The following is a 26466-nucleotide window of genomic DNA, read 5'->3' as shown; positions in this document are numbered from 1 at the left end:
TCGCGTCAAGACGCCACGCCGCAAATAAGGCCCTAAATCCGTAATGTGAATAAAGTCCGTTACTCGCTGCGGAGCGCGACCACCGGGTCCAGCCGCCCGGCCCGCTGCGCCGGTACCACGCCGAACACGATGCCGACCGCGGCGGACACGCCGAACGCCAGCGCCAGTGACCACCAGGTGATCGCGGCCGGGATCGGGGACAGCGCGCCGACCAGCAGCGACGCGCCGACGCCCAGGCCCATTCCGAGCACGCCGCCGACCGTGGTGAGCAGCACCGCCTCCAGCAGGAACTGCAGGCCGATGTCGCGCGGGCGGGCGCCGACCGCCTTGCGCAGGCCGATCTCCTTGGTCCGCTCCCGGACCGAGACCAGCATGATGTTGGAGACGCCGACGCCGCCGACCAGCAGTGAGATGCCGGCGATCGCGGCCAGCACGCCGGTCAGCACGCCCAGGATGTCGCCGAGCACGCCCAGGATCTGCTCCTGCGTGACCGCGCTGAACTCGGTGTCCGGGTGCCGCCGGGTCAGCTCCGCCACCACCCGGGCGCTCAGGTCGTCGATCCGCTCCCGGTCCGGCGCCTTGATCGCCAGCCCGTCGATCCGGTCCACGCCGATCAGCCGCTGTGCCGCGCTGACCGGGATGTGCACCTCGTCGTCCCGGTCCACGCCCAGGCTCTGGCCCAGCGGCGCGAACAGGCCGGTCACCCGGAACCGGACGCCCGCGATCGACACCTGCTGCCCGATCGCGTCCCGGTCCGGGAACAGCGCCGACGCCACGGTCGCGCCCAGCACCACCACGCGGCGGCCGGTCCGCACGTCCGACTCGCTGATGTACCGGCCGCGGCCGACCGGCCGGTCGAACACCTGCGGCGTGGTCTCCAGCACGCCCTGAACCGTGGTGAACCGCTCTCGCGCGCCGGCCCGGACCGTCTCGCCGGACGCGACCGTGACCGCCACCCGGGACGGGTCGCCGACCACCTCCGCCACCGCCTCCGCGTCCTGCAGCGACATCCGCGAGGCCGACGGCGCGGAGCCGAACTCCAGCCGGCCCGGGACCACCACCAGCAGGTTCGAGCCGAGGCCCTCGACCTGCGCCTCCACCTCGTTCTTCGCGCCGGTGCCGATCGCGACCAGGACCACCACCGCGCCGACCCCGATGATCACGCCGAGCATGGTCAGCAGGCTGCGCAGCCGGTTGGCCCGCAACGCGTCCAGCGCCACGCGCCACGCCTCGGCGAGCCTCACGCGCGCTCGTCCGACACGATCCGGCCGTCCCGCATGGCGATCTGCCGGCGGGCCCGGGCCGCCACGTCCCGGTCGTGCGTGACCAGCACGACCGCCACGCCGGACTCCGCGTTCAGCTCCTCCAGCAGCCGCAGCACCGCGTCGCCGGTGGCGCTGTCCAGGTTCCCGGTCGGCTCGTCGGCCAGCAGCACGGACGGGCCGGTGACCAGCGCGCGGGCGATCGCGACGCGCTGCTGTTCGCCGCCGGACATCTGGTTCGGGCGGTGCGTCAGGCGGTGGCCGAGCCCGACCCGGTCCAGCATCTCCGCCGCGGCCGCGCGCCGCCGCCGCGCCCCGAGCCCGCGATAGACCAGCGGCAACGCCACGTTCTCCACCGCCGTGGTCCGCGGCAGCAGGTGGAACGCCTGGAAGACGAACCCGATCACCTCGTTGCGCAGCCGGGCCAGCTCCGCCGGGGAGAGGCCGGCCACGTCCCGCCCGTCCAGCCGCAGCCGTCCCTCGGTGGGCCGGTCCAGGCCGCCGAGCAGGTGCATCAGCGTGCTCTTGCCGGAGCCGGACGGCCCGACCACCGCCGCGTACTCCCCGCGCTCGACGGTCACGCTGACCTCGCGCAGCGCGGGCACGGAGAGGCCCTCCAGCCGGTACGTCCGGGACATCCGCTCCGCCTCGACCGCCGGCGCCGTCATGGCACCCGCTGGCCGTCGGTCACCCGGTCCGTCCCGCGCACCACGATGGTCTGCCCGGCCCGCAGGCCGCGCACGATCTGCACCGCGTCCTGCCCCTGCACGCCGACGGAGACGTCCACCCGTTCCGCGCGGCCGCCGTCCACCACCCAGACCGCCTCGCCGCCCGACTCGGTGGAGAAGACCGCGGCGGCCGGCACCGTCACCGTGTTCGCCGCCTCCCGTACCCGCAGGTGGGCGACCGCGCTCATGCCGGGCCGCGGCGCCGGCGCGACACCGCCGTCGGCCAGCGTGCCCGCGCCGAGCGTGATCCGCACCCGGTACGACACCCCACCCCGCGCCGACTCGGTGGGCAGCAGGTCGATCGAGGCGACCTCGCCGGGATAGCGCGCACCGGTCGCGGCGTCCAGCTCCACGTCCGCCACCGCGCCCTCCTCGACCAGCAGCACGTCCGTCTCGTCGACCTCGGCGGTGACGCCCAGCGCGGAGACGTCCACGATGGTCAGCACCGTGGTGCCGGCGCCCACGTACCCGCCCTCGGGCACGGCCGGGTCCACGCCCGCGGGCGGGCCCGCCCCGGTGGGCGGCCGCGCGCCGCCCGCGCTCTCCAGCAGTTCGGCGACGTCGACGCCGGCCCCGGCCTGGGCGGCGCCGCCGAGCTGCACCACGCCGGCGATCGGGGCGCGCAGCGTGAGCGCGTCGACCGTGCCCTTCGCCAGGTCGTACGCGGCCTCGGCCTGTGTTCGCTGGGCGGCGGAGAGCGCGCCGAGCGCGGTGCCGAGACCGGCCACGCCCGCCTGCACGGCCCGGGTCGCGTCCGCCACCGCGGCGGAGGCGGCGTCGTACCGGTGCTCGGCCGCGTCCACCTCGCGCAGCAGCGCGACCCGGACGTCCGCGTCCGCGACCTGCCCCGCCGCGGCACGGGCCGCCCGGAACGAGTCCGCCGCGGCCGCGTCCGTCTCCGCCCGCGCGCCGTCCAGCCCGACCGCCGGGATGCCGGGGCCGCCCTGCGACGCCGCGTCCAGCGCCCGCGCGGCCGAGTCCAGGCGCGCGGTCGCCTCCGGCGAGTCGATCACGGCGACGACCTGGCCGGGACGCACCTCGTCGCCCGGGCGGACCAGCAGGTCCGTGAGCGTGCCCGCGGACGCGGCGGTGAGCGTGGCCGCGGACCGGGCGGTCACCGTCGCGGGCGCGTCCACGATCTCCGCGACCGCGCCGAGCCGGACCTCGCCGACGTCGACGCCGGACGGCTCCTCCCGGCAGGAGGCCGCGGTCGCCCCGGTCGCCAGCGTGACGGCGGCCAGGAGGGCGAGCGGGCGGCTCCGCGGGGTCATCGCGTCAGGTGACCTCTCTCAGGTAGTCGAGGCAGTCCCGGTTCACGTCGTCCCAATCCTTGCCCAAAGTAGCCGGTGCCGCATCCCGCAGTGATTTTCCGTCGCGGACGACCGCGTCGAAGAAGGCCAGCATGGCGGGCTCGCCGAACCGCTCGGAGATCCGCCGGACCGCGTGGTATCCGATGCCGTACCTCGCCGCGACCTGCCAGTCCTCGGTGCTCGCGTCCGGCGGCGGCACGACCACGCCGTCCTTCATCTCCACCTCGTCGACGTACCGGGCGACGAGGTCGGCCTCCTCGTAGTCCGCGACCGGCACGCCGAGCTCGTCCACGTAGTCGGCGATGCCCTCGATCATCCACCAGGAGTCGTCGTCGTCCGAGTAGTCCGCGCCGCGCAGCGTCGCCACGTGCGCCAGCTCGTGCCGGAGCGTGTCGTCGACGTAGTCCTCGGCCATCTCGCTGAGGTTCAGCACCACGTCCAGCCGGGCCTCACCGGTCGGGACCGCGAAGCCGGCCGCCCACTCCAGGTCCTCGCCGCCGTACCAGCGCTGCCACTCCTTGCCGTCGGCCATGAAGATCCGGTAGCGGTCCACCGGCCCGGCGTCGCCGCGCACGTACCGGTCCGCCTGCACCGCCGCGGCCTCCGCGAGTTTCTGCAGCTCGGGAAGGCGCTTGGTGTACTTGGGCGTGACGCCGACGATGGTGCGCGCGCCGACCCCGACGGTCAGGTGCGTCACCTCCCACGGGCGGGGGCCGTTCTCGTTCGACTCGGACGGCGCGAACGCGACCATCCGCAGCCCCTGCGCGGGCGTCTCCACCCAGCGCGTCTCCGCGCGCAGGCCGTCCACGGTGCACCCGGGCACGACGAAGCAGTGCCGCAGGTCGACCACGACCCGCCACTCGTCCCGGCCGCCCTTGCCGGTCACCGGCGTGGGCTCGCCGATCATCTCCTCCGACCAGCGGGTCACCTGCATCGCGCGCAGCGTCTCGAACCGGCGGCGCAGGTCGCGGGTCAGCTCGGTGCTGCCCTCCGCGACCGGCGCCAGGAAGCCGCCCTCGTCGCCGGCCAGCAGCGCCGCGGCCTGCGCCTGCAGCGCGGTGTCTATCTGGTACCGAATCCACGGGACGCGTTCGTAGGACAGCGCGCTCGGCGCCGGGCTGGACGGCGGCGCGGAGATCGCGGGCGCGGCGGCGGCACCGGCGTCCCGGTCGGCCAGCATCGGATAGACCGCGACGGCGCCGCCCGCCACCAGCGCGGCGAGCACCGCCAGCACCGCGAGCACCGCGCGGCCGCGCCGCTTCCGGGGTGGCGCGGGAACGGGCCACACCGGCGGGTACGGACCGTACTGCGGCAGCGGCGGGTAGCCGCCCGGCACGAACTCCGCCGCCGGCGGCCGGCCCTGTGCCGGGATCTCGCGCGGCCACGGCGGCACCGCCGGGCCCTCGACCGGCGGCGGCCCGGGCTGCGCCGGGATCGCCGCGGGATTGTAGACCACGACGGCGTCGAACACGGGCACCGACGGTACGGAACCCGCGGCCTGCGAGGATGCTGACTCTGAGTCACCGTCGGGCGCGCGCACGAGCGCAGCCTAAGACCGCCCGTCACGCTGCGGGCATAGGCCTTTTGGCTTGAATCGCGCGGTTTACCGCCGCCTGCTCGGTTCCGCCGTGATCACCGTCGGTTGGTGAGTGCCCGCCCCAGGAACGCGGCGCTGCCCGGCCGCTCGGCCAGCCGGCGCGCGAGGTAGCCGTACCAGTGCGTGCCGTACGGCAGGTAGACCCGGACCGTGTGCCCGTCCGCGGCGAGCCGGGCCTGCTCGGCCGGGCGCACGCCGTACAGCAGCTGGAACTCGAACTCGCCGGCCGCCCGGTCGAACCACCGCGCCCGGTCCTCCGCGATCGCGATCAGGCGCGCGTCGTGCGTGGCGACCATCGGATATCCCGGCCCGGCGAGCAGCGCGTTCAGGCAGCGGACGAACGACTTGTCCACCTCCAGCGCGGTCTGCCAGGCGACCGACTCCGGCTCCGGGTACGCCCCCTTGCACAGCCGCACCCGCGCACCGGCCAGTTCCCGGCAGTCCGCCTCGGTCCGGCGCAGGTACGCCTGCAGCGCCACGCCGGTGGACGGGTGGTCGCCGCGCAGCTTCTCCACCGTGTCGATCACGAGGTCGGTGGTCGCGCTCTCCTCCATGTCCACCGTGACCGTGGTGCCCGCGTCCGCGGCCGCGGCGCACACGTCCCGGGCCAGCTCGCGGGCCAGCCGCTCGTCCACGTCCCGGCCGAGCGCGGACAGCTTCACACTGACCTCCGCCGAGTCGGCCAGCCCCGCCTCCGCGATCCGGCGCAGCAACCGCCCGTACTCGTCGCGGACCGCGTGCGCGTGCGCCTCCGTGGTGGTGGGGGCCCCGAGGTACTCCACCGTCGTGGAGAGACCGTCCGCGGCCAGCTCGGCCGCGACCCGCACCGCGTCCGCCACGCCGTCGCCGGCGACGAACCGCCGCGCCACGTCCCGGCCGAACGGCGCCTTCGAGACCAGGCTCTCCAGCCGGGCGGAGCGGGACGCGGCGAGAATGGCCGAACGGAGCATATGGGGAGCGTATACGCCCCGCCCTGATGGACGACCGACGTAGTCGAACGAATCGTCTACGGTTGTCCCGTGAACTTCGATGCGTACGCCCGCACCGCGGTCGACCTCGTCAACGCGCAGCTCGCGACCGTCGACGACCTCAGGGGTCTGTTCGCGGACGAGAACGCGTACATGCGCGACGAGGTCGCCGACCGGGACCTCGCCACCTTCCGCCGCGCGCAGAAGCGGCTGCGCGAGGTCTTCGAGTCCGGCGCCGCCGGCCGCGACACCGAGACCGTCGCCGAGCTGAACGCGCTGCTCGAGGCCTTCCCGGTCCAGCCCCGCATCTCCGGCCACGACGCCGCCGACTGGCACATGCACGTCACCAGCCGCGGCGCCTCGGTCAGCGCGGAATATCTGGCCGGCGCCGTCTGGGGCCTGGCCGTCTGGCTGTGCGAGTACGGCAGCTCCCGCTTCGGCATCTGCGCCGACGAGCGCTGCGGCAACGTCTACCTGGACACCTCCTCCAACTGCTGCCGCCGCTTCTGCTCCGAGCGCTGCGCCACCCGCTCCCACGTCGCCGCCCACCGCGCCCGCAAACGCGCCGCCTCCGCCGACCCCACCCCGTCGGAGACCCCGCAACTCACCCGCGTCTGACCACACCCCATACCCATCTCCCACTCCCGGCCCGCCCGCGTTCCGCACGCTCCCGCGGGCACCGGTCGGCCGTTGGCCGGCCTCCCTGCCGGTCCCGCCCCCGGTCACCAAACCCCCACCCCACGCGGCCTCTCCCCCTGGCCACGCCCCTCCGCGTGCCCCTGACGCCCCGTCCTGATCACCTACGCCGCGCCGCCCCGAGCCGCGCCCCCTTTCCGGCCGCGCCGCCCCTCCGCCGCGCCGCCTTCCTCACCGGCTTTGCTCTGCTTACCTGCCGCCGCCGCATCCTTATCCGCCCGAAATTTCGGCATATCGCGGACCGCTCCACTATGGCGACGCGCGTAGGACGAACGCGTCCCGAAGCCGTTTGCAGTTCGGGCACCGCGGCCGCCTGCGTCCCCACCGCAGCCGGCCGAGGAAGGCCCCGCCGGCCGGCTTTGCTCTGCTTACCTGCTCGGCGCCGCGCTCACCCCGGGACGTTCTGTAGTCGTCTTGCTCTGCTTACCCGGCCGCTCCGCGACCACCAGCGGACACGCTAAGTAGCACCTTGCTCTGCTTACCTGCACCGCGACGGACATCCACGGTGTCGGCGTCACCGGCCGCGGCGGGACGGACAATTCCGATAAGTCGCCACATAGACCGGCCGGAACGGCTAGGTAAGCAGAGCAAAGCCTGGCGCGGGCCGTGGTGGGGGGAGAGGGAGGCGGCGCGAGGGTGGTGGCGGGAGAAGGGCTACGCGGGGTGAGCGCGCGCAGCGGGATCTCCGGGGCTTGCGGCCACGGATCGTGAGGGAGGTCGGTCAACGACCGACCGGCGCCCGCGGGAGCATGCGGAAGACGACCCGCCGGGAGCGGGTCGATGGAATGGGTCTTGGGGGTCAGTGGCTGGTGAGCACGCCGAGGTGTTCGCGGGCGAACCGGAGGGACTCGGCGAGGTCGGCCTCGCGCTCGGCGCGGCTGCTGGACTTGCGGGTGGCGACCTCCAGGGCGACGGAGCCGCGGAAGCCGTTGCGGGACAGCGAGGAGAGGACCTCGGCGCAGGGCATGGTGCCGCGGCCGGGGACCAGGTGCTCGTCGCGGCCCTCGCCGGTGCCGTCGCCCAGGTGGAGGTGGGCCAGCTTGTCGCCCATCGACTCGGCCATCGCGATCGGGTCGGTGCGGGCGGCGGAGCAGTGCGAGATGTCCAGCGTGTACGCGTCGTAGCCGGTCTCGACCGGGTTCCAGCCGGGCACGTAGGGGACGAAGTCGCGGCCGGCCATCTTCACCGGGTACATGTTCTCCACGGCGAACTGCAGGCCCGGGTGCTTGAGGGTCATCTTGTGCAGGCCCTCCTGGAAGCGTTTGGCGTAGTCACGCTGCCAGGTGAAGGGCGGGTGCACGACCACGGTCGACGCTTCCAGCTTCTCGGCGAGCACGGCGGCGCGGCGCAGCCGCTCCCACGGGTCGGGGCTCCACACGCGCTGCGTCACCAGCAGGCAGGGGGCGTGCACCGACCTGACCGGCACGCCGTAGTGGGCCGCGAGGCCCTGTAGCGCGCCGGCGTCCTGGCTCACCACGTCCGTCCACACCATCACCTCGACGCCGTCGAAGCCGAGATGGGCGGCCATCTGGAACGCCGCGGCGGTCGGCTCCGGGAAGACGGAGGAGCTGGACAGCAGAACTGGCACTCGCTCGGTCACACCTCCCAGCGTAACTCGCGACGGCCGTACCGCCCGGCGAAGTGCCACCCGCACCGGGGTGCTCCCCGCTTGTCGCGCTGCCGGAACGCAGGCCGGGGCGTAGTGTGGTCGGGTGGCAAGCCGGACAGAGCTTCACGTAATGGTCGATGCGGCCGACGATCCCCGCGCCCGGGAGACCGAGCTGGACTTCCCACGCGAGTGGGTCGAGTTCGCCGACCCGGCCGATCCGAAGCACGTGATCCGCGCGGACCTCACCTGGCTGCTGTCCCGCTGGACGTGCGTTTTCGGCAAGGCCTGCCACGGCATCGTGCCCGGCCGCGCGCAGGACGGCTGCTGCTCGCACGGCGCGTTCTTCACCGACGCCGACGACGAGAAGCGGCTGAAGATCGCGGTCAAGCGCCTGACGCCGGAGACGTGGCAGCACTACCGGCGCGGGTTCAAGAACTACACCGAGGTCGACACCATCGACGGCGAGGCGCCGGCGCGGCGGACCGCCACCCAGGGCGCGGGCGGGCCGTGCGTCTTCCTCAACGATCCGGAGTTCGTGGGCGGGGGCGGCTGCGCGCTGCACGCTCAGGCGCTCCGGGACGGCGTGCACCCGCTGGAGTACAAGCCGGACGTGTGCTGGCAGCTGCCGGTGCGCCGCGCGCAGGACTGGGTCAAGCGCCCGGACGGTACGAAGGTGCTGGTCTCCACGATCACCGAGTTCGACCGGCGGGGCTGGGGCGAGGGCGGCCACGACCTGCACTGGTGGTGCACGTCCTCGCCGGACGCGCACGTCGGCACGGACGCGATGTTCCGGTCGTACGAGCCGGAGTTGGTCGCGCTGATCGGCAAGGACGCGTACGCGAAGCTGGCCGAGCTGTGCGCGGCCCGGCTGCGGCAGGGCCTGGTCGCGATCCACCCGGCCACGGTGGCGGCCGGCGCCGCGACGGTCCCGGGCGGCCGCGAGCCGGCCACACCGCCGCGGAGCGACAGGTAGAAGCGCCGGCTCAGCGGGAGGCGAAGGAGCGGCGGTAGTCGCGGGGCGGGACGCCGCGGCGGCGGACGAACTGCTCGCGCAGCGCGGCCGCGGTGCCGAAGCCGCTGCGGCGGGCGATCTCCTCGACCGGGAGGTCCCGCGTCTCCAGCAGTTCCTCGGCGTGGTGCAGGCGCTGGGCCAGCAGCCAGGCGTGCGGGGTGGCGCCGACCGTGGCCTTGAAGTGGCGGGCGAACGAGCGGGGGCTCATCAGCGCGCGGTTGGCCAGGTCGTCGACGGTGAGCTGGCGGCCGAGGTTGGCCTTGGCCCAGGCCATGACGTCGCTGAGCCGGTCGTTGCCGCACTCGGCGGACGGGATCGGCGCGGAGATGAACTGGGCCTGGCCGCCGTCCCGGTGCGGGGGGACGACCATCTCGCGGGCGACCGCGGTGGCGAGCGCGGCGCCGAACTCGCGGCGCAGCAGGTAGAGGCTGACGTCGACGCCGGCGGCGCATCCGGCGCCGGTGACCAGCCGGCCCTCGTCGATGTAGAGCACCTCGGGGACCAGGTCGACCTGGGGGAAGCGGGCGCGGAACTCGTCGGCGACCCGCCAGTGGGTGGTGGCGCGGCGGCCGTCGAGCAGGCCGGCGTTGGCCAGCAGCCAGGCGCCGGTGCAGTGGCTGGCGATGACGGCGCCGTTGTCGTACGCCGTGTGGATCGCGTCGAGCAGCGCGGCCGAGGGCGGATGCGCGTACCCGGGCCAGTGGGTGAAGACGACGAGGTCGGCGGCAGCGAGCGTGTCCAGCCCGTGCTCGGCGTGGATCAGCAGGCCGGAGTCGGAGCGGATCGGGCCGGGGCGCTCCGCGCACAGCGAGAACTCGAACCGGGGCAGGCCGAGGCCGGTGTGGTCGACGCCGAAGACCTCGCCGAGGATGCCGAGCCCGAAGCTGCCGACGCCGTCGAAGCCGAGCGCGGCCACGGTACGCAGAGCCATGCCCGTCAGTATGGCAGTGTTTTTGCGATGGCGGTCATCCCTGCCACTGTTCCGCCGGTGCCCGCGCGGCGAGGCTGGAGGGGAGAGAAGGGACGAGACATGTTCGCCATCGACTGCCCGCAGCACGACTCGCGCGTGCTCGTGACCGAGCGCCGGATCCGATCCATCGACAACACCGAGCAGGGAATCCGGCTCGACGTCGAGTGCTGGTGCGGCCGGCACGTGACGCTGCGAACCGGCCGGCGGATCTCCACCGGCCGGGCCGACGCCCTGGCCGTGGCCAGGTGAGACAGCGGCTTACGGCTCGAACTTGTAGCCCAGGCCGCGGACCGTGACGATGTAGCGCGGCGCGGACGGCTCCGGCTCGACCTTGGACCGGAGCCGCTTCACGTGCACGTCCAGCGTCTTGGTGTCACCGACGTAGTCGGCGCCCCAGACCCGGTCGATCAGCTGGCCGCGGGTGAGCACCCGGCCGGCGTTGCGCAGCAGCAGCTCGAGCAGCTCGAACTCCTTCAGCGGCAGCTGCACGGCGGCGCCGTCGACGGTGACCACGTGGCGCTCGACGTCCATCCGGACCGGGCCGGCGGCCAGGGTGGGCGTGCTGTCCTCGACCGTCTCGGTCTGGTTGCGGCGGAGCACGGCGCGGATGCGGGCGACCAGCTCACGCGGCGAGTACGGCTTGGTGACGTAGTCGTCGGCGCCGATCTCCAGGCCGACGACCTTGTCGATCTCGCTGTCCCGGGCGGTGACCATGATGATCGGCACGTGCGAGCGCTGCCGCAGCTGGCGGCAGACCTCGGTGCCGGACATCTCGGGCAGCATCAGGTCGAGGAGCACGATGTCCGCGCCGGTGCGGTCGAACTCGGTGAGCGCCGAGACCCCGGTCTCCGCGACCGAGACCTCGAACCCCTCCTTGCGGAGCATGTAGGAGAGCGCGTCGGAGAACGACTCCTCGTCCTCGACGACCAGCACACGGGCCACCAGATACTTCCTTTCCTATGTCCGACGTGCTCGCGCTGGGCAGGTCAAGACTGCCCGAGCACGGCCGGACCGGACTCGATCTCAACCGACGTGGTTAGCGGCATGCCGTCCGCCAGCGGTCGGGCAGGCAGCCGCAGAGTGAACGTCGACCCCTCCCCCAGTGTGCTCGTCACGTCCACCCGACCGCCGTGGTTGGTCGCGATGTGCTTGACGATGGCCAGGCCGAGCCCCGTACCGCCGGTGGAGCGGGATCTCGCCTGGTCGGCCCGGTAGAAGCGCTCGAAGATCCGGTCGATGTCCGCGCCGCCGATGCCGATGCCCTGGTCGGTGACCGCGATCTGGACGTTCTCGTCGTCCGCGCTGATCGCGACCGTGACCTTGGTGTCCTCCGGCGAGTACGCGATCGCGTTCTCCACCAGGTTGGTCACGGCCGTCGCGACCTGGCTGTCGTTGCCGTAGACCACCAGCCCTCGCCCGCCCTCCACGACCACCTCGATCGACTTGGCCGAGGCGGCGGTGCGGGTGCGGTCCACCGTCTCCGCGACCACCCAGTCCACGGAGACCGGCTCCGGCGTGGGCAGTGGCTCCGCGCCCTGCAGCCGGCTCAGCTCCAGCAGCTCGCTGACCAGCCGGCCCATCCGCAGCGACTCGTGGTGGATGCGCTCGGCGAAGCGCCGGGCGGCCGCCACGTCCTCGGCCGGGTCCGGCGAGGAGCCGGCGGTGGCCGGGTCGGTGGCGTCCAGCAGCGCCTCGGAGAGCAGCTGCAACGCGCCGATCGGCGTCTTCAGCTCGTGGCTGACGTTCGCCACGAAGTCGCGGCGGACCCGGTCGACCCGGTGCGACTCGGTGACGTCCGCGGCCTCGACGGCGACGAACTCGCCGCCGAGCGCGACCGCGCGCAGGTGCACGCCGAGCGGCGCCTGCGGCCCGCCCTCGCGGCCCCGGCGCAGGTCCAGCTCGACCTCGCGACGGACGCCGGTGCGGCGGACCTGACCGGCGAGCGTGCGCAGGATCGGGTGTGCCGCGATCGTGCCCGGCCCGGTGCCCGCGCGCAGCAGGCCCATGGCCCGCGCCGCCGGGTTGACCAGGACCGGGGTGTCGTCGGCGTCCAGCACGACCACGCCGACCCGCAGCGAGTCGAGGCTCTTGCGCCCCAGGCCGGACATCGGGGCCTGATCCTTCTTGCCTATCGCCGGCCTCCCATCGACCTGGGCCTCGACGCCGGTGTCCGGGCCGAGCCCGGGCATCCGATGCCGGGGCCGAGCCCATCGCGCACGTCCGTAGAGGAGCCCGAAGAGCACGCCGAGGACCAGCCCGATCACCACAGCGCCGGCCACGCCCGACTCCACCGCCCACCTCACGCCAGCGATGTTAGGGGGATTGTTTACCTAGGTCCTCCGCCAAAAGGGGCGAAAACGGCGGGGGTTTCGTAATGTTCAACTCTCGGCTCAACGTCGTTCATCGCAGTGCACCACTGGGCAGTCCCTTCGACCTACGGTAACCCCGCCTACACAGATATCGAGGACGTGATCATGCGCGAAGAATTCCAGGCAGACCTCCGGGAGGTCAGCCGGCTGCTGGTCGAGCTGGCCGAGGGCGCGCGCGTCGCCATGCGCCGCGCCACGACGGCGCTCCTCGCCGCCGATCGCGCCGCCGGCGAGGCGGTCATCGAGCAGGACGCCGACCTGGACGAGCTGTACCGGCAGGTTGAGGAGAAGGTGGCGGACATCCTCGCCCGCCAGGCCCCGGTCGCCTCCGACCTGCGCATGCTGATCAGCGCGCTGCACGTGGCGGCCGATCTGGAGCGCATGGGCGACCTGGCCGACCACGTGGCGAAGACCGCGCTGCGCCGGCACCCGTCGCCGGCCGTCCCGGCCGAGCTGCGCGGCGTGTTCAAGGACATGGCGAACGTGGCCGACTCGATCGCCGGCAAGGTGGCGACCGTGCTCGCGGAGCCGGACGCCAAGCTCGCGGCCGAGTTGGAGGCCGACGACGACGTGATGGACAACCTGCACCGGGAGCTGTTCAAGGTGCTGCTCGGCGACGACTGGCCGTACGGTGCGGAGACCGCGATCGACGGCGCGCTGCTGGGCCGCTTCTACGAGCGCTTCGCCGACCACGCGGTGAACTCCGGCCGCCGGGTGATCTACCTCATCACCGGCGAGACGGTGACCGACGAGACGGTCGCGCACGCCGAGTGACCGCAGGGGAAAGGGGGCCCGCGCCGTGCGGGCCCCCTTTCTCGTACCGCTTACTTGCCCTGGTTGGCCACGGCGGCGGCGGCCTCCTTGGCGGCCTCCGGGTCCAGGTAGGCGCCGCCGGCCACGGTCGGGCGCAGGTCCGGGCCCAGGTCGTAGCGCAGCGGGATGCCGGTCGGGATGTTGAGCTTCGCGATCGCCTCGTCGGAGATCTGGTCCAGGTGCTTGACCAGCGCGCGCAGTGAGTTGCCGTGCGCCGCGACCAGCACGGTCCGGCCGGCCAGGAGGTCCGGCACGATCGCGTCGTACCAGTACGGCAGCATGCGCGCCACGACGTCCTTGAGGCACTCGGTGCGCGGCTTCAGCTCCGGCGGGAGCGTGGCGTAGCGCGGGTCGCCGGACTGCGACCACTCGTCGCCGTCCTCGATCGGCGGCGGGGGCGTGTCGTAGGAGCGGCGCCAGAGCATGAACTGCTCCTCGCCGTACGCGTCCAGCGTCTCCTTCTTGTTCTTGCCCTGCAGCGCGCCGTAGTGACGCTCGTTCAGCCGCCACGAGCGGCGCACCGCGATCCAGTGCCGGTCCGCGGCGTGCAGCGCCAGCTCCGACGTCCGGATCGCGCGCCGCAGCACGCTGGTGTGCACCACGTCGGGCAGCAGGCCGTGCTCCTTGAGCAGTTCGCCGCCGCGCCGCGCCTCCGCCTCGCCCTTGGCGTTCAGGTCGACGTCGACCCAGCCGGTGAAGAGGTTCTTGGCGTTCCACTCGCTCTCGCCGTGCCGCAAGAGCACCAGGGTCCCCACAGTCATGGGCTCAGCTTATTCCGCGTGACCGGGCCTGCCCGCGCAGACTAGGTTGTAAGCCGCTTAGCCTTGTTGGGTCATTACAGTAGATCATCGGGGGTACGGACGTGCGCGCGTGGTTGTCGGAGACGGCCGGAGGACTGCCGAGGACGTTCTGGTACCTCTGGACCGGAAACCTGATCAACCGGATGGGCGCGTTCGTCGTCCCGTTCCTGGCGATCTACCTGGCCGCCGCGCGAGGGCTCGCGGAGAGCCAGATCGGCCTGGTGCTCGGCCTCTACGGCGCGGGCGCCGCGGCCGGGACGATGATCGGGGGCGCCGCGGCCGACCGCTTCGGCCGCCGCCCCACGCTGCTGGTCGCGCACCTCGGCGCGGCCGTGATGATGCTCAACCTGGCGTTCGCCCGGGACCTGCTGGTGATCACCATCGGCGCCGCCGCGCTCGGGCTGTTCGCGGAGGCGGCCCGGCCCGCGTTCTCCGCGATGCTGGTCGACGTGGTGGAGCCGAAGGACCGGCTGCGCGCCTTCACCCTCAACTACTGGGCGATCAACCTCGGGTTCGCCTCCTCCGCGATCCTGGCCGGGTTCGCCGCGCAGGTGGACTACATGCTGCTGTTCCTGATCGACGCCGCCACGATCCTGGTCACGGCCGTCCTCATCTTCCTGCGCGTGCCGGAGAGCCGCCCGGTGGCGGGCGCGGTCCGGGCCGGCGCGGCCGCGCCGCGTACCGCCGGGATGGTCCTGCTCCTGCGCGACCACGTGTTCCTGGTCTACGTGGCGCTGAACCTGCTGATCGCGGTGGTGTTCATGCAGCACCTGTCCACGCTGCCGATCGCGATGACCGCGGACGGGCTGTCCCCGTCCACCTACGGCGCGGTGATCGCGCTCAACGGCGTGCTGATAGTCGTGGGGCAGCTGTTCGTGCCGCGGCTGATCAAGGGCCGGGACCACTCGCGGACCATGGCGGTGGCCGCGCTCGTGGTCGGGCTCGGCTTCGGGCTCACCGCGGTCGCGCACGTCGCGCCGGTCTACGCGCTGACCGTGGTGATCTGGACGCTCGGCGAGATGCTGAACGCGCCGTCCAACTCCGCGCTGATGGCCGAGCTGTCCCCGGTCGAGCTGCGCGGGCGCTACCAGGGCGCCGCGGCGCTGTCCTGGGCCGGTGCGTCCGCGATCGCGCCGATCGCCGGCGGATACCTGCAGGAGCACGCCGGCCACGTCGCGCTCTGGCTGTCCACCGCCGTGGTGTGCGCGCTGGCCGCGATCGGCCACCTGCTCGCCCGCCCGTCCCGGATCCGGCGGATCGCCGTGGTCGCGGCCGCCGAGGCGGCGGTCCAGGAGCCGGCTGTACGGTAAGGAAACTTTACCGAAGGAGCGGTATGCGGCGCTGGCTGCGCGACAACGTCGGTGGGCTGCCGGGCACGTTCTGGTACCTGTGGACCGGCATGCTGATCACTCGGGCCGGCGGCTTCGTGGTGCTGTTCCTCAGCCTGTACCTGACCGCCGAGCGCGGCGCCAGCCCGTCCCTGGCCGGCCTGCTGATCGGCGCGTACGGCGTCGGCGGCGCGGCCGGCAGCCTGCTCAGCGGCGTGCTCACCGACCGGTGGGGCCGGCGCCGCACGCTGATCACCGCCTACCTGGCCATGGTCGCCACGATGGTCGCGCTGGCCTTCACCACGCCGCTGCCGGCGATCGGCGCGCTGGTCGGCCTGCTCGGCCTGGTGCAGTCGATGCCCGGCCCCGCGCTGATCGCCGCGATGGTCGACGTGGTGCCGGAGGCGGACCGGCCGCGCGCGTTCAATCTGGAGTACTGGGCGCTGAACCTCGGCACCGCGATCGCGTCGCTGCTGGCCGGGCAGCTCGCCGAGGCCAGCTACACCGCGCTGTTCCTGGTCGACGCGGCCTCCACCGCCGCCGCGCTGGCGTTGGTGGTGTGGCGGGTGCCGGAGACGTTCACCGCGTCCCGCACCCCGTCCGCGGCGGGCGGCGGCTTCCGGCGCGTGGCCCGCGACCGTCACTTCCTCGCGTTCACCGGCCTGACGCTGCTCTTCGCGGTGGTGGTCACGCAGGCGCCGACGATCATGCCGATCGCGATGGCGCAGGACGGGCTCGGGCCCAGCGCGTACGGCCGGGTGATGGCGCTCGGCGCACTGCTGATCATCGTCGGCCAGCTGTTCGTGCCGAGGCTGATCGGCGGCCACCGCAAACACCGCGTGCTGGCTCTGGCCGCCGTGCTGGCCGGGCTCGGCTACGGCGCGCTGGCGTTCGCCGACCATCTGTGGTTCTACCTGGTGGCGGCCGTGGCCTGGAACGTCGGGCAGATGCTGGCCGCGCCGCCGAACGCGCAGATCAACGCGGAGCTGGCCCCACCCGCGCTGCGCGGCCGGTACCAGTCGGTGTTCTACCTGACGTTCCCGGCCGCGGCGTTCATCGCGCCGGCCGCGGGCGGGTTCGCCCTGGAGCACCTCGGCGACCCGCACTGGGTGATCGCCGGCGGGCTCGGCCTCGTCGCCGCGGGGCTGCACCTGCTGGCCGGGCCGGGCCGGGAACGCCACGTGGCCGCGCTGCGGGCCCGTCCGGAACCCGACATCGTTCGATCCTGATCAATGCCACCATCGGTGGCCATGACGACTCGCCTCACCCCGCTGCGCTCGCTCGTCGCCGCCGTGGTCCTCGCCGCCGTGGTGCTCACGCCCGGCGCGGCCGTGGCCGCACCACCTACCGTCGGCTGGTCCCCCTGCACCGAGGAGGAGCTGACCGGCTTCGACTGCGCCACCCACGAGGTGCCGCTCGACCATGACCGGCCACGCGGCACGACCACCACGATCGCGATGGCCCGCCGGCCCGCGGACGACCCGGCGCGGCGGATCGGCACGCTGTTCATGAATCCGGGCGGCCCCGGTGGGCCCGGCCGGTTCCTGGTCACGGTCGCGCACCGGCTGCTGTCGCCGGACGTGCTGGCCCGCTTCGACGTCGTCGCGTTCGACCCGCGGGGGATCGGGGCGAGCGACCCGGTGCAGTGCTTCGCCACCGATGAGGAGGCGATCGCGCTGGTGAGCCGCCTGCGCGGGGTGCCGCTGACCGCCACGGAGATCTCCGAGACGCTGCGCGCCAACTACGAGTACACCGAGGCCTGCAAGCGGAACATGGGGCCGCTGCTGCCGCACATGAGCACGCTCAACGTGGCAAAGGACCTGGACCTGCTGCGCCGGGCGGTCGGCGACGACCGGCTGACCTACGTCGGCTACTCGTACGGCACGATGATCGGCGCCACCTACGTCAACCTGTTCCCGCAGCGGGTGCGCGCGGTGATCCTGGACGGCAACGTGGACCCCGAGCAGCGCGCGGACCACCGGCTGGCCAACAAGTTCGACCGGGCCGGCGGCTTCGAGCTGGCGCTGGACGGCTTCCTGCGGGCCTGCGACGCGGCCGGGCCGGATTGCGCGTTCTCCGGTGACGCGCGGCGGAAGTTCGACGCGATCCGGGAGCGGTTCCGGCAGGGGCCGGTGGAACTGCCGGAGATCGGGACCGTGACCATCGACGACCTGACCTCGTTCGTCGGCGGCGCGCTCTACGACGTGCTCGCGTTCCCGGACGCGGCGGTCACGCTGCAGGCCATCCACGAGGTGCTGTTCGGCACGCCGGCCGGGCGCGCGGCGGCCGTACCGCCGGTGCCGTCGTCGTTCAACAGCCCGCCGGCGCGGGGCTGGCTGCCGGACGCCTACGGGTTCAACGGCCGCGACGCGTACTTCGCGGTGAACTGCCTGGACGCGCCGCTGCCCCGCGACCCCGCGCGCTATCCCGCGATCGCGACGGCGTTCGAGGCGGCGCACCGCACGTTCGGGCGGGTGGAGGCGTTCGGCGAGGTCGGCTGCGCGAACTGGCCGCGGACCGACGAGCGGTACGCCGGGCCGTGGAACCGCCGCACCGCGCACACCGTGCTGGTGGTGAACCCGACGTTCGACCCGGCCACCCGGTACGACTTCGCGGTCCGGATGACCCGGCAACTCGGCGACGCCCGGCTGCTCACGCTGGACGGCTTCGGCCACACCAGCGGCCAGAGCGCGTGCGTGACCGGCTGGTACACCCGATACCTGATCGACGGTGCGGTGCCGCCGGCCGGGACCCGGTGCGGCCAGGACGTCGCGCCGTTCCCACCGGCGGGCTGAGCCGGCGGCGGCGGGCGGGCCTGCCCCCACAGGTCCGCCCGCTGGTCGCCGCCGGCACGGCGTCCCCCCGGTCACCGTTCCCCCGCACCGCAGGATTTCCCGGCGGTGCCCCGATCCGACGGTAGTTCTCCCGCGGATCTTGGCACAACCGCAAACACCTGTACGAACCGTCACACCTGGTGATCGGGCTGCGCCGGCCGTTCCGGGAACAGGTGGGCGAAGGCCTGAAGGTTCGCCAGGGACTCGCCGCGCTTGACCCGCCACTCCCACTCGCGCCGGATCGAGCCGCCGAAGCCGATCTCCAGCATGGTGTCGAACGACTCGTCCGCGTACGTCAGCACGGAGCCGAGCAGCCGGTCCAGTTCGTCCTCGTCCAGCCCGGCCAGCGGCACCCGGCCGGTCAGGTACACGTCACCGGCGCCGTCGATGGAGAACGCGACGCCGTAGAGGCGGGCGTTGCGGCGCAGCAGCCACGCCCACAGCTCCTCCGCGTTCTCCTCCGGGCTGCGCATCACGAACGCCTCGATCCGCAGCGCGTGCTCGCCGACGATCAGGTTGCACACGGTCTTGAGCTTGTGCGTGCCGGGCAGCGTCACCGCGTACGACCGCTCACCGGTCGGCTCGCAGGCCAGCTCCCGCTCCGCGCAGACCTCCTCGATCAGCCGCGCGACATCCGTCATCGTGCCCCTCCGTAGGCCCCGGCCAACTCCGCCGTGATCCGCCCACGGTGCGCGGTCACCGCTCCACGGTAGACCTCCAGCAGCCCGGCCGCCGTGCGCTGCCAGGAGAACTGGCGGGCGTGCAGCACCGCGCCCCGGGACAGCTCGCGCAGCCGGGCCGGCTCGGCCAGCAGCCCACCGAGCACCCGCGCCCACTCGGCCGGGGCGTGGCCGTCGACCAGCACGCCGCTCACGCCGTCCGCGACCGCACGGCTGAGCCCGCCCACGTTCGCCGCCACCACCGGCGTGCCGCAGGCCTGGGCCTCCAGCGCGACCAGCCCGAACGACTCGTTGTGCGACGGCACCGCGACCAGGTCCGCGGCCCGGTAGACCGCGGGCAGCCCGGCGCCGGCCCGCGGCGGCAGGAACCGCACCGAGTCCGCGATGCCGAGCCGGTGCGCCAGGTCGATCAGCGCGGTCGGGCGGTCCAGCCCACTGCCGCTCGGGCCGCCGCAGATCACCACGGTCAGGTCCGCGCGCGACTCCAGCTCCGCGGCGGCGCGCAGCAGCACGTCCGGCGCCTTGAGCGGCTGGATCCGGCCGACGAACGCGACGATCCGGCCACGCTCGGGCAGGCCGAGCAGGCGGCGGGCGGCGAGCCGGTCCGCCTCGGCGCGGGCGGCCGGGGCGGGGCGGAACCTGTCCAGGTCGACGCCGGGCTCGACCACGGCCACCCGGGACGGGTCCGCGGCGTACAGCCGGGTCAGGTCCTCGGCCTCGGCACGCGTGTTCGCCACCAGCCGGTCGGCCTCCGCGACCACCTGCTCCTCGCCGATCACCCGGGACTTCGGCTCCGGGCGGTCACCGGCCGCGAGCTGCGCGTTCTTCACCTTGGCCAGCGTGTGTGCGGTGTGCACCAGCGGTACGCCCCAGCGGTCCTTGGCGAGCCAGCCGACCTGGCCGGACAGCCAGTAGTGGGAGTGGATGAGGTCGTAGTGGCCGGGCGCCCGGGCGGCCTCGGCGCGCAGCACGCCGTTCGTGAACGCGCACAGCTGTGCCGGCAGCTCCTCCTTGGCCAATCCCTCGTACGGCCCGGCGGTCACGTGCCGGACCAGCACTCCGGGGCTCATCTCGACCACCGGCGGCAGCCCGCCGCGGGTGGCCCGGGTGAAGATCTCCACCTCCACGCCCAGCTCTGCCAGGCGGCGGGCGACCTCCACGATATAGACGTTCATGCCGCCGGCGTCGCCGCTGCCCGGCTGGTCGAGCGGCGAGGTGTGCACGGACAGCGTGGCTATCCGCCGGGGTGTTGGCCAGGCCGTTCGCTGACGAGCCACTGCCACGTTCGCCTCCAGCGGATCGATTGTTGCGTTTTTAACGCCGTGGTTTCCAACCACGGATCGCCGACCCATCTTCCCCGCAGATTTTCGTCGTCCTGACACTCCCGGACGTTCACGTGATCCAGCTCATCCCGCCGGGCGCGCCGGGTGTCGCGGGCGGCTCCGGCGGGTACGGCAGGATCGAGGGGTGACCGAATACCCCATCGCCGTCGTCACCGGCGCCTCCAGCGGCATCGGCGCGGCCAGCGCCCGCCGGCTCGCGGCCGACGGCTTCCACGTGATCGCCACCGCCCGCCGCGCGGACCGCCTGTCCGCGCTGGTCGCACAGATCGAGGCGGCCGGCGGCCGGGCCACCGCGGTGACCGCCGACGTCACCGACGACGCGTCCGTGCGCGCGCTGGCCGAGTCCGCCGGTGCGCCGGTGACGCTGCTGGTCAACAACGCCGGCGGCGCGTTCGGGCTGGACCCGGTGGAGAGCGGCGCGGTCGCCGACTGGCAGCGGATGTACGACGTCAACGTGCTCGGCACGCTGCGCGTCACCCAGGCGCTGCTGCCGGCGCTGGAGGCGTCCGGCGCGGGCACGATCGTGATGATCGGCTCCACCGCGGCGTTCACGCCGTACGAGGGCGGTGGCGGGTACGTCGCGGCCAAGCACGGGCAGACCGCGCTCACCGGCACGCTGCGCCTGGAGCTGAGCGGCCGCCCGATCCGGGTCGTCGAGATCGACCCGGGCATGGTCAAGACCGACGAGTTCTCGCTGATCCGGTTCGACGGCGACGCCGAGCGCGCGGAGGCGGTCTACCGCGGTGTGGCCGAGCCGCTGCTGGCCGAGGACATCGCCGACTGCGTCTCGTGGGTCGCCACCCGGCCGCACCACGTCAACGTCGACCGGCTGGTGGTCCGGCCGCTGGCCCAGGCCGCGCAGCACAAGGTGCACCGGACCGGGTAGATGAAGGCGGAGGGCGTCGTCACCCGCGGGACCACGAATCCGAACCGGCTGCGCCGGGTGGACAACTGGATCGCGGACCGGCTCGGCGGCCTGCTGCGGGACGCGCCCGATCCGCTGGTCGTCGACCTCGGCTACGGCGCCACCCCGGTCACCGCGGTGGAGTTGCGCGCGCGGCTGGCCCGCCGGGTGCGCCCGGACTCGCGGGTGATCGGCCTGGAGATCGACCCGGCCCGGGTCGCGGTCGCCCAGGCCGCCGCCGACCCGCCGTGGCTGGAGTTCCGGCGCGGCGGCTTCGAGCTGGCCGGCCTGCGCCCGGTCGTGGTGCGCGCGTTCAACGTGCTGCGGCAGTACCCGGAGTCCGAGGTGGCGGCCGCCTGGGACCTGATCGTCTCGCGGCTTGCGCCCGGTGGCGTGCTGGTCGAGGGCACCTGCGACGAGCCGGGCCGGCTGGCCACCTGGATCGCGCTGGACGCGGGCGGGCCGCGCACGCTCACGCTCGCCGCCCGCCTGGCGAACCTGGAGACGCCGGCCACGCTGGCGGAACGGCTGCCGAAGGCGCTGATCCACCGCAACGTGCCGGGCGAGAACGTGCACGCGCTGATCCGGGCGCTGGACGACGCGTGGCGGGACGCGGCGCCGTACGCGGTCTTCGGCCCCCGCCAGCGCTGGATGCGCGCGGTCCGCGCGGTCCGGGACGCGGGCTGGCCGGTGCGGGACGGCCCGCGCCGCTGGCGGCTCGGCGAGGTGACCGTCGGTTGGCAGTCGGTTGCGGGCCGGTAGCGAAACCCTCAGGACCGCGACGGTACGGCCGATCGGGCGGTGGTGAGCGCGAACGTCGAACTGGCCGCCGCCGTGATCGTGCGCGACGAGGCCGAGCTGCTGACCCGCTGCCTGGACGCCCTGCGCGGCGTGGTGGACGAGATCCACGTGCACGACACCGGCTCCACGGACGGCAGCCCCGAGGTCGCGATGCGGGCCGGCGCGCACGTCACCGCCGGGCTCTGGACCGACCACTTCGCGGACGCGCGCAACGCCGCGCTGCGCGGGTGGACCGCGGACTGGGTGCTCTCCGTGGACGCGGACGAGCGGATCGTCGCGGACCCGGCCGAGTTGCGCGCCCGGCTCGCCGCCACGGACGCGGACGCGGCCACGCTGGAGATCGACAACGAGCGGTACGACAACGACGTCACGTTCCGGGCGCCGCGGCTGTTCCGCCCGGACCGCACGGTGTGGACCGGGCGGGTCCACGAGCGGATCACCGCGCGGGACGGCGCGCTGCGGCTCGCCGCGCTGCCCCGCGACGTGGCCCGGATCGTCCACTCCGGATACGCCACCGCGGCCGGCCGCCAGGCCAAGGCGGAGCGGAACATGCTGCTCGGCCGGGTGCAGCTCGACGACCTGGCCGCCGACCCGGCCGGCAACCGGGACCTGATCGCGCGCACCCTGCTGGACCTGGGCCGCAGCTGCGTCGGCGCCGGGCACAAGCAGGACGCGGTGGACACGCTGGAGATGCTGCGCGAGCTCTTCCCCGGCACCCCGGAACGGCTGCGGGGCACCGACCACCTGGCGCAGCTGATGCTGGCCGAGGGGATGGACGAGGTCGCGCTGGTGCTGGTCGAGGAGATGCGGGCGTCCGGCGCGGAGTCGGCGTACTGCGACTGGCTGGCCGCGCAGGCGCTGGCCCAGCTCGGCGAGGTGGACGAGGCGGCGCGGCTGCTGAACAACGTCGGCCGGGTGGTGGACACGTCCGGGCGGCGGCACGGCACGGCCGCGCTGGCCGAGATGAAGCGGCTGGTCGCCGAGCTGCGGGCGCGGCTGGCCGCGGTCAGGTAGCCACGACGACGGAACGGGCCGCCCGGACAGTGTCCGGGCGGCCCGTTCTCTTCGGGGGGTCACTTCAGCGAGACGTTGAAGATCGGGTCGGCGGCGATCTTCTTGAACGCGGCCAGCGAGGACGCGCTGCTGGTGACCGCGATGTTGCGGTCGCCGGTGTCGTCGGCCGGGCAGTCGAAGTAGACCATCGCCTTGACCGCCGGACGCGCCTTGAGCTGCGACAGCACGGTGTCGAAGATCGCGCCCTTGTCCGCGGTGCGCTTCAGGCTGTGGTAGACGCCCCACTCCGCGACCATGACCGGCTTGCCCGGGTGCTTGGTGGTCGCCCAGCCGTAGAAGCCCAGCTTGTCGGTGCCGGCCACCGGGCCGCGGTCGAGCAGGTTGTCGAAGTCGCCGTGGTGGTAGCCCTTCTCCGCGTTCAGGTACGAGTCCAGGCCGATCCAGTCCACCACGTCGTCGCCCGGGTACAGGTCCGGCCACCAGGACTTGGCCAGGTAGGTCTCGTTGCCCATGTAGGCGAGCACGTTGACCGCGTTGGTGACGCCGTTCGCGCGCAGCCGCTTGATCACGTGCCGGTACATGGCGGCGTAGTCCTTCGCGGTCATGCCGGAGCCGGCCCGCTCCTCCACGTCGTTCTCCGGCTCGTGGTGCAGCGCCAGGAAGAACTGCTTGGAGAAGTTCGCCTTGACGTACGCGGACCAGCGGTCGATGCGCGCGTCCTGCTTGCCCGCGGCCACGGCGGCCCAGGTGGTGCCGTACGCGACCTTCCAGTTCAGCAGCAGCGTGCGCGGCTTGGCCGCGTCCTGCGTCATGGCGATCTCGGCCTTGGTCGGGAACAGCTCGTTGCCCTTGTGGTACGTGTGGTAGATCGCGGCGGTGCGGCCGGTCGCGGCCTCCCACTGCTTGAGCGCGATGTCCCGCGGCGTGTCGGTGAAGCCGCCGGCCGCCGCGCCCCACAGCACGCCGCAGGTCGGGACCAGCTTCGCGCCGGTCTTGCAGCCGGTCGCCGGGGTCGTGGTGACGGGGGTGGACGGCGCCGCCGTGCCCGGCACGGTGAGCCGCAGCGCCGGGCGCAGGCCCGCGGTGCCGTGCTCGGTGGAGTGGATCCGGGTGACCGCGGTCGTCGAGTTCGAGCTCACCGCGAACGAGTAGGTGCCGGCCGCGCGCACCTGGGCGCCGAGGTCGAAGGAGACCTCCCGCTGGCCGGCGGCCAGCTTCGCGGAAACCGCGGTGGTGCCCGGCGCGGGCGCGTTGACCGAGGTCAGCGTGCTCTCGGCCCAGGAGTTGGTCAGCACGCGGGTGACGGTCAGCGTGCTGCCGGCCGGCGCGCCGTCCAGCGCGAGCGTCAGCGTGGCGCCGGTGGCGGCCTTGCCGGTGGTGAACTTCAGGTAGGAGACCTTGCGGTCACCGGCGAGCGTGCCGGCCACCAGCTTCGTCTCGGAGCCGGTGATGAGGCTCTTGCGCGCGGCGGACGTGTAGGCGTCGTCCGAGGCGGAGACCGACAGCTGCGTCGTGGTGGTCGTGGCCGCCTGCGCGGGCGCGCCCGCGAGGAAGCCGACCGCCAGCGAGCCCGCCAGCAGCGTCCCGAAGACTCCCTGAGTCCTGCGCAATGTATCCCCTTCCGAAGGCCGCTCCCGCGGCTCACCGCCTGACAGGAACTAGATTCGGCGGCGGCCGTAGCAGGGACCGGACCCGCGAAGGTGCGTGCCGGTTGCGCATCCGGCCCGCCCGATTTATGGGAGAATTTGCGGATCAGGGGCATTCCCGTCCGGAACCCGGAGAACGCCGTGCAGGACTGGTCCACCGATTACGCGCAGCAGCTACTCGAGGCGGCGCCGGACGCGATCGTCGTGGTGACCGAGGACGGCCGGGTCGCGCTGATCAACGCCCAGGCGGAGCGCCTGCTCGGCTACCAGCGGGACGAACTGCTCGGCCGCAGCGTGGACATCCTGGTCCCGGAGTCCGACCGGGACGGGCACCCGCGGCACCGGGAGGAGTACATGCGGGCCGCGCGCCCCCGGCCGATGGGCTCCGGCACGCTCCGCGCCCGGCGGCGGGACGGCTCCGAGTTCCCGGCCGAGATCTCGCTCTCCGCGGTGCGTACCCCCGACGGGCTCTTGATCGCCGCGGCGATCCGGGACGTCACCGACCGGCTGGAGGCGCACACCGAACGGGAACGGCTGACCGCGATCGCCGAGCGGGAGCGGATCGAGGCGCGGCTGCAGCAGTCACAGCGCCTGGAGAGCCTGGGCCAGCTGGCCGGCGGCGTCGCCCACGACTTCAACAACCTGCTCGCGGTCGTGCTCAACTACATCGCGTTCATCGCGGAGGAGGTGGGCGACGCCGCGACCGAGGACCCGGGCCGCTGGGAGCCGGTGATCAAGGACATCCAGCAGATCCAGCGCGCCGCCGAGCGCGCCATCTCGCTCACCCACCAGTTACTCGCGTTCGGCCGGCGCGAGGTGGTCAAGCCGCGGGTGCTGAACCTCAACACGGTGGTCCGCGACGTGGAGGCGCTGCTGCAACGCACGATCGGCGAGCACGTGCGCCTGGAGACCTCGCTGGCCGGCGATCTGTGGCCGATCCGCGCCGACCCCGGCCAGCTCACCCAGGTGCTGGTCAACCTGGCGGTCAACGCGCGCGACGCGATGCCGGGCGGCGGCAGCCTGACCATCGGCACCGACAACGTCACGGTCGACGAGAGCTACCTGGCCTCCCGGCCCGGCCTGCACCCCGGCGCGTACGTACGGCTGCAGGTCAGCGACACCGGCGGCGGCATGCCGAAGGAGGTGGCGGACCGCGCGTTCGAGCCGTTCTTCACCACCAAGCCCAAGGGCGAGGCGACCGGGCTCGGCCTGGCCACGGTCTACGGCACCGTCGCGCAGATCGGCGGGCAGATCAGCATCTACTCCGAGCTGGGCGTCGGCACCACGATCAGCGCGCTGATCCCGGCCAGTGAGGAGGCGCTGCCGGCCGCGCCGGACCCGGTCTCCTCGCCTTCCGGCGGCACCGCGGGCCGGGGCGAGACCGTGCTGGTGGTGGAGGACGAGGACGCCATGCGTGAGGTCACCCAGCGCATCCTCACCCGCAACGGCTACACGGTGATGACCGCGCCCGGCGGCGACCGCGCGCTGGAGGTGGCCCGGCACCACCACGGCGACATCCACCTGCTGCTCAGCGACGTCATCATGCCGAAGATGCTGGGCAAGGAGGTGGCGGAGCGGGTCACCGCGCTGCGCCCCGGCACGCGGGTGCTGTTCATGTCCGGGTACGCGCGCCCGGTGCTGACCGAGAACGGCACGCTCGGCGACGACGTCACGCTGATCGCCAAGCCGTTCTCCGAGCACGGTCTGCTCCGGGCCGTCCGCGCCGTCCTCGACGACTGACGCGCGGCTTTGCTCTGCTTACCGTGACGAACCGCCCGGCAT

The 26466-nt window shown here is 73.4% G+C and carries 24 protein-coding genes; 11 read left to right on the top strand and 13 right to left on the bottom strand.

The window, feature by feature from the left end; all coding sequences use genetic code 11:
* Nucleotides 1–59: 59 nt before the first annotated feature.
* From J2S41_RS36530 to J2S41_RS36510, 5 genes are all read right to left on the bottom strand, one after another.
* On the bottom strand, nt 60–1244 hold the full coding sequence (locus J2S41_RS36530) for an ABC transporter permease (protein ID WP_310374974.1): 1185 nt from the start codon (nt 1242–1244) through the stop codon (nt 60–62).
* Entirely contained in the window at nt 1241–1900 is a 660-nt protein-coding gene (locus J2S41_RS36525; protein ID WP_374728307.1) for an ABC transporter ATP-binding protein, read from the bottom strand. Before J2S41_RS36525 ends, J2S41_RS36530 begins: the two co-directional genes overlap by 4 nt.
* Before the next feature lie 26 nt (nt 1901–1926).
* Nucleotides 1927–3261 (bottom strand): efflux RND transporter periplasmic adaptor subunit, encoded by a 1335-nt coding sequence (locus J2S41_RS36520; protein ID WP_374728221.1) that lies wholly within the window; start codon nt 3259–3261, stop codon nt 1927–1929.
* Between the two features lie 4 nt (nt 3262–3265).
* On the bottom strand, nt 3266–4771 hold the full coding sequence (locus tag J2S41_RS36515) for a hypothetical protein (RefSeq protein ID WP_310374970.1): 1506 nt from the start codon (nt 4769–4771) through the stop codon (nt 3266–3268).
* Nucleotides 4772–4932: 161 nt separating this feature from the next.
* Nucleotides 4933–5847 carry a proline dehydrogenase family protein gene (locus J2S41_RS36510; protein ID WP_310374968.1) on the bottom strand — a complete coding sequence of 305 codons (915 nt, stop codon included), beginning with the start codon at nt 5845–5847 and terminating at the stop codon, nt 4933–4935.
* A gap of 69 nt (nt 5848–5916) precedes the next feature.
* On the opposite strand from J2S41_RS36510, the gene J2S41_RS36505 reads away from it, so the two are divergent.
* Nucleotides 5917–6483 (top strand): CGNR zinc finger domain-containing protein, encoded by a 567-nt coding sequence (locus J2S41_RS36505; RefSeq protein ID WP_310374966.1) that lies wholly within the window; start codon nt 5917–5919, stop codon nt 6481–6483.
* Between the two features lie 877 nt (nt 6484–7360).
* Here the strand turns inward: J2S41_RS36505 and J2S41_RS36500 are convergent.
* The gene (locus J2S41_RS36500) at nt 7361–8161 is read right to left on the bottom strand and encodes a sugar phosphate isomerase/epimerase family protein (protein WP_310374964.1); all 801 of its coding nucleotides are present in this window, start codon (nt 8159–8161) and stop codon (nt 7361–7363) included.
* Between the two features lie 139 nt (nt 8162–8300).
* Here J2S41_RS36500 and J2S41_RS36495 point away from each other — a divergent pair, with 139 nt between their 5' ends.
* On the top strand, nt 8301–9143 hold the full coding sequence (locus J2S41_RS36495; RefSeq protein ID WP_310374962.1) for a DUF3109 family protein: 843 nt from the start codon (nt 8301–8303) through the stop codon (nt 9141–9143).
* Nucleotides 9144–9153: 10 nt separating this feature from the next.
* Here J2S41_RS36495 and J2S41_RS36490 read toward each other — a convergent pair whose 3' ends face one another.
* Nucleotides 9154–10113: a GlxA family transcriptional regulator gene (locus tag J2S41_RS36490; RefSeq protein ID WP_310374960.1), complete on the bottom strand. Its 960-nt coding sequence runs from the start codon at nt 10111–10113 to the stop codon at nt 9154–9156.
* Nucleotides 10114–10212: 99 nt separating this feature from the next.
* Between J2S41_RS36490 and J2S41_RS36485 the strand changes: the two genes are divergently transcribed.
* On the top strand, nt 10213–10401 hold the full coding sequence (locus J2S41_RS36485; RefSeq protein WP_310374958.1) for a hypothetical protein: 189 nt from the start codon (nt 10213–10215) through the stop codon (nt 10399–10401).
* 9 nt (nt 10402–10410) lie between these two features.
* Here the strand turns inward: J2S41_RS36485 and J2S41_RS36480 are convergent, their stop codons facing one another.
* On the bottom strand, nt 10411–11094 hold the full coding sequence (locus J2S41_RS36480) for a response regulator (protein ID WP_306835638.1): 684 nt from the start codon (nt 11092–11094) through the stop codon (nt 10411–10413).
* 44 nt (nt 11095–11138) lie between these two features.
* On the bottom strand, nt 11139–12455 hold the full coding sequence (locus J2S41_RS36475; RefSeq protein WP_374728220.1) for a sensor histidine kinase: 1317 nt from the start codon (nt 12453–12455) through the stop codon (nt 11139–11141).
* Between the two features lie 171 nt (nt 12456–12626).
* Between J2S41_RS36475 and phoU the strand changes: the two genes are divergently transcribed.
* Nucleotides 12627–13295: a phosphate signaling complex protein PhoU gene (phoU, locus tag J2S41_RS36470; RefSeq protein ID WP_310374956.1), complete on the top strand. Its 669-nt coding sequence runs from the start codon at nt 12627–12629 to the stop codon at nt 13293–13295.
* A gap of 50 nt (nt 13296–13345) precedes the next feature.
* On the opposite strand, the gene J2S41_RS36465 is transcribed toward phoU, so the two are convergent.
* Nucleotides 13346–14095: a phosphoglyceromutase gene (locus J2S41_RS36465; RefSeq protein ID WP_310374954.1), complete on the bottom strand. Its 750-nt coding sequence runs from the start codon at nt 14093–14095 to the stop codon at nt 13346–13348.
* Between the two features lie 101 nt (nt 14096–14196).
* On the opposite strand from J2S41_RS36465, the gene J2S41_RS36460 reads away from it, so the two are divergent.
* Genes J2S41_RS36460 through J2S41_RS36450 form a run of 3 tightly spaced genes read left to right on the top strand, consistent with a single transcriptional unit; the run spans nt 14197 to nt 18257 of the window.
* The gene (locus tag J2S41_RS36460; RefSeq protein WP_310374952.1) at nt 14197–15444 is read left to right on the top strand and encodes an MDR family MFS transporter; all 1248 of its coding nucleotides are present in this window, start codon (nt 14197–14199) and stop codon (nt 15442–15444) included.
* A 23-nt stretch (nt 15445–15467) separates the two neighbouring features.
* The gene (locus J2S41_RS36455; RefSeq protein ID WP_310374950.1) at nt 15468–16691 is read left to right on the top strand and encodes an MFS transporter; all 1224 of its coding nucleotides are present in this window, start codon (nt 15468–15470) and stop codon (nt 16689–16691) included.
* 21 nt (nt 16692–16712) lie between these two features.
* Complete coding sequence (locus J2S41_RS36450) at nt 16713–18257, top strand: alpha/beta hydrolase (protein WP_310374948.1); 1545 nt, start codon at nt 16713–16715, stop codon at nt 18255–18257.
* 170 nt (nt 18258–18427) lie between these two features.
* Here J2S41_RS36450 and J2S41_RS36445 read toward each other — a convergent pair whose 3' ends face one another.
* Nucleotides 18428–18937, bottom strand: coding sequence for a type III secretion system chaperone family protein (locus J2S41_RS36445; RefSeq protein ID WP_310374946.1), 510 nt, complete (start codon nt 18935–18937; stop codon nt 18428–18430).
* A complete protein-coding gene (gene mshA, locus J2S41_RS36440) occupies nt 18934–20328 on the bottom strand; it encodes a D-inositol-3-phosphate glycosyltransferase (protein WP_374728219.1) in 1395 nt (464 codons plus the stop codon). Before mshA ends, J2S41_RS36445 begins: the two co-directional genes overlap by 4 nt.
* Before the next feature lie 115 nt (nt 20329–20443).
* Here mshA and J2S41_RS36435 point away from each other — a divergent pair, with 115 nt between their 5' ends.
* From J2S41_RS36435 to J2S41_RS36425, 3 genes are read left to right on the top strand one after another with little or no spacing between them, the layout of a single operon-like run.
* Entirely contained in the window at nt 20444–21205 is a 762-nt protein-coding gene (locus J2S41_RS36435; RefSeq protein WP_310374944.1) for an SDR family NAD(P)-dependent oxidoreductase, read from the top strand.
* Complete coding sequence (locus J2S41_RS36430) at nt 21206–21985, top strand: class I SAM-dependent methyltransferase (protein ID WP_310374943.1); 780 nt, start codon at nt 21206–21208, stop codon at nt 21983–21985.
* Between the two features lie 42 nt (nt 21986–22027).
* Nucleotides 22028–23038, top strand: coding sequence for a glycosyltransferase (locus J2S41_RS36425; RefSeq protein WP_310374941.1), 1011 nt, complete (start codon nt 22028–22030; stop codon nt 23036–23038).
* A 59-nt stretch (nt 23039–23097) separates the two neighbouring features.
* On the opposite strand, the gene J2S41_RS36420 is transcribed toward J2S41_RS36425, so the two are convergent.
* A complete protein-coding gene (locus J2S41_RS36420) occupies nt 23098–24648 on the bottom strand; it encodes a CBM96 family carbohydrate-binding protein (RefSeq protein ID WP_310374939.1) in 1551 nt (516 codons plus the stop codon).
* Between the two features lie 177 nt (nt 24649–24825).
* Between J2S41_RS36420 and J2S41_RS36415 the strand changes: the two genes are divergently transcribed.
* Nucleotides 24826–26424 (top strand): PAS domain S-box protein, encoded by a 1599-nt coding sequence (locus tag J2S41_RS36415; RefSeq protein ID WP_310374937.1) that lies wholly within the window; start codon nt 24826–24828, stop codon nt 26422–26424.
* Nucleotides 26425–26466: the final 42 nt, after the last annotated feature.

The sequence above is a fragment of the Catenuloplanes atrovinosus genome (assembly GCF_031458235.1).
Classification (GTDB): domain Bacteria; phylum Actinomycetota; class Actinomycetes; order Mycobacteriales; family Micromonosporaceae; genus Catenuloplanes; species Catenuloplanes atrovinosus.
Note: the sequence above shows the minus strand (reverse complement) of the source record. Positions and strands in the feature narration are given on the sequence as shown.

Bases quoted from the DNA above. Each gene is read 5' to 3' on its own strand.
- J2S41_RS36465 (WP_310374954.1), bottom strand. From the start codon at position 14,095: ATGACTGTGGGGACCCTGGTGCTCTTGCGGCACGGCGAGAGCGAGTGG.
- J2S41_RS36455 (WP_310374950.1), top strand. From the start codon at position 15,468: ATGCGGCGCTGGCTGCGCGACAACGTCGGTGGGCTGCCGGGCACGTTC.
- J2S41_RS36525 (WP_374728307.1), bottom strand. From the start codon at position 1,900: ATGTCCCGGACGTACCGGCTGGAGGGCCTCTCCGTGCCCGCGCTGCGC.
- J2S41_RS36490 (WP_310374960.1), bottom strand. From the start codon at position 10,113: ATGGCTCTGCGTACCGTGGCCGCGCTCGGCTTCGACGGCGTCGGCAGC.
- J2S41_RS36485 (WP_310374958.1), top strand. From the start codon at position 10,213: ATGTTCGCCATCGACTGCCCGCAGCACGACTCGCGCGTGCTCGTGACC.
- J2S41_RS36450 (WP_310374948.1), top strand. From the start codon at position 16,713: ATGACGACTCGCCTCACCCCGCTGCGCTCGCTCGTCGCCGCCGTGGTC.
- J2S41_RS36520 (WP_374728221.1), bottom strand. From the start codon at position 3,261: ATGACCCCGCGGAGCCGCCCGCTCGCCCTCCTGGCCGCCGTCACGCTG.
- J2S41_RS36495 (WP_310374962.1), top strand. From the start codon at position 8,301: ATGGTCGATGCGGCCGACGATCCCCGCGCCCGGGAGACCGAGCTGGAC.
- mshA (WP_374728219.1), bottom strand. From the start codon at position 20,328: ATGGGTCGGCGATCCGTGGTTGGAAACCACGGCGTTAAAAACGCAACA.
- J2S41_RS36430 (WP_310374943.1), top strand. From the start codon at position 21,206: ATGAAGGCGGAGGGCGTCGTCACCCGCGGGACCACGAATCCGAACCGG.
- J2S41_RS36445 (WP_310374946.1), bottom strand. From the start codon at position 18,937: ATGACGGATGTCGCGCGGCTGATCGAGGAGGTCTGCGCGGAGCGGGAG.
- phoU (WP_310374956.1), top strand. From the start codon at position 12,627: ATGCGCGAAGAATTCCAGGCAGACCTCCGGGAGGTCAGCCGGCTGCTG.
- J2S41_RS36510 (WP_310374968.1), bottom strand. From the start codon at position 5,847: ATGCTCCGTTCGGCCATTCTCGCCGCGTCCCGCTCCGCCCGGCTGGAG.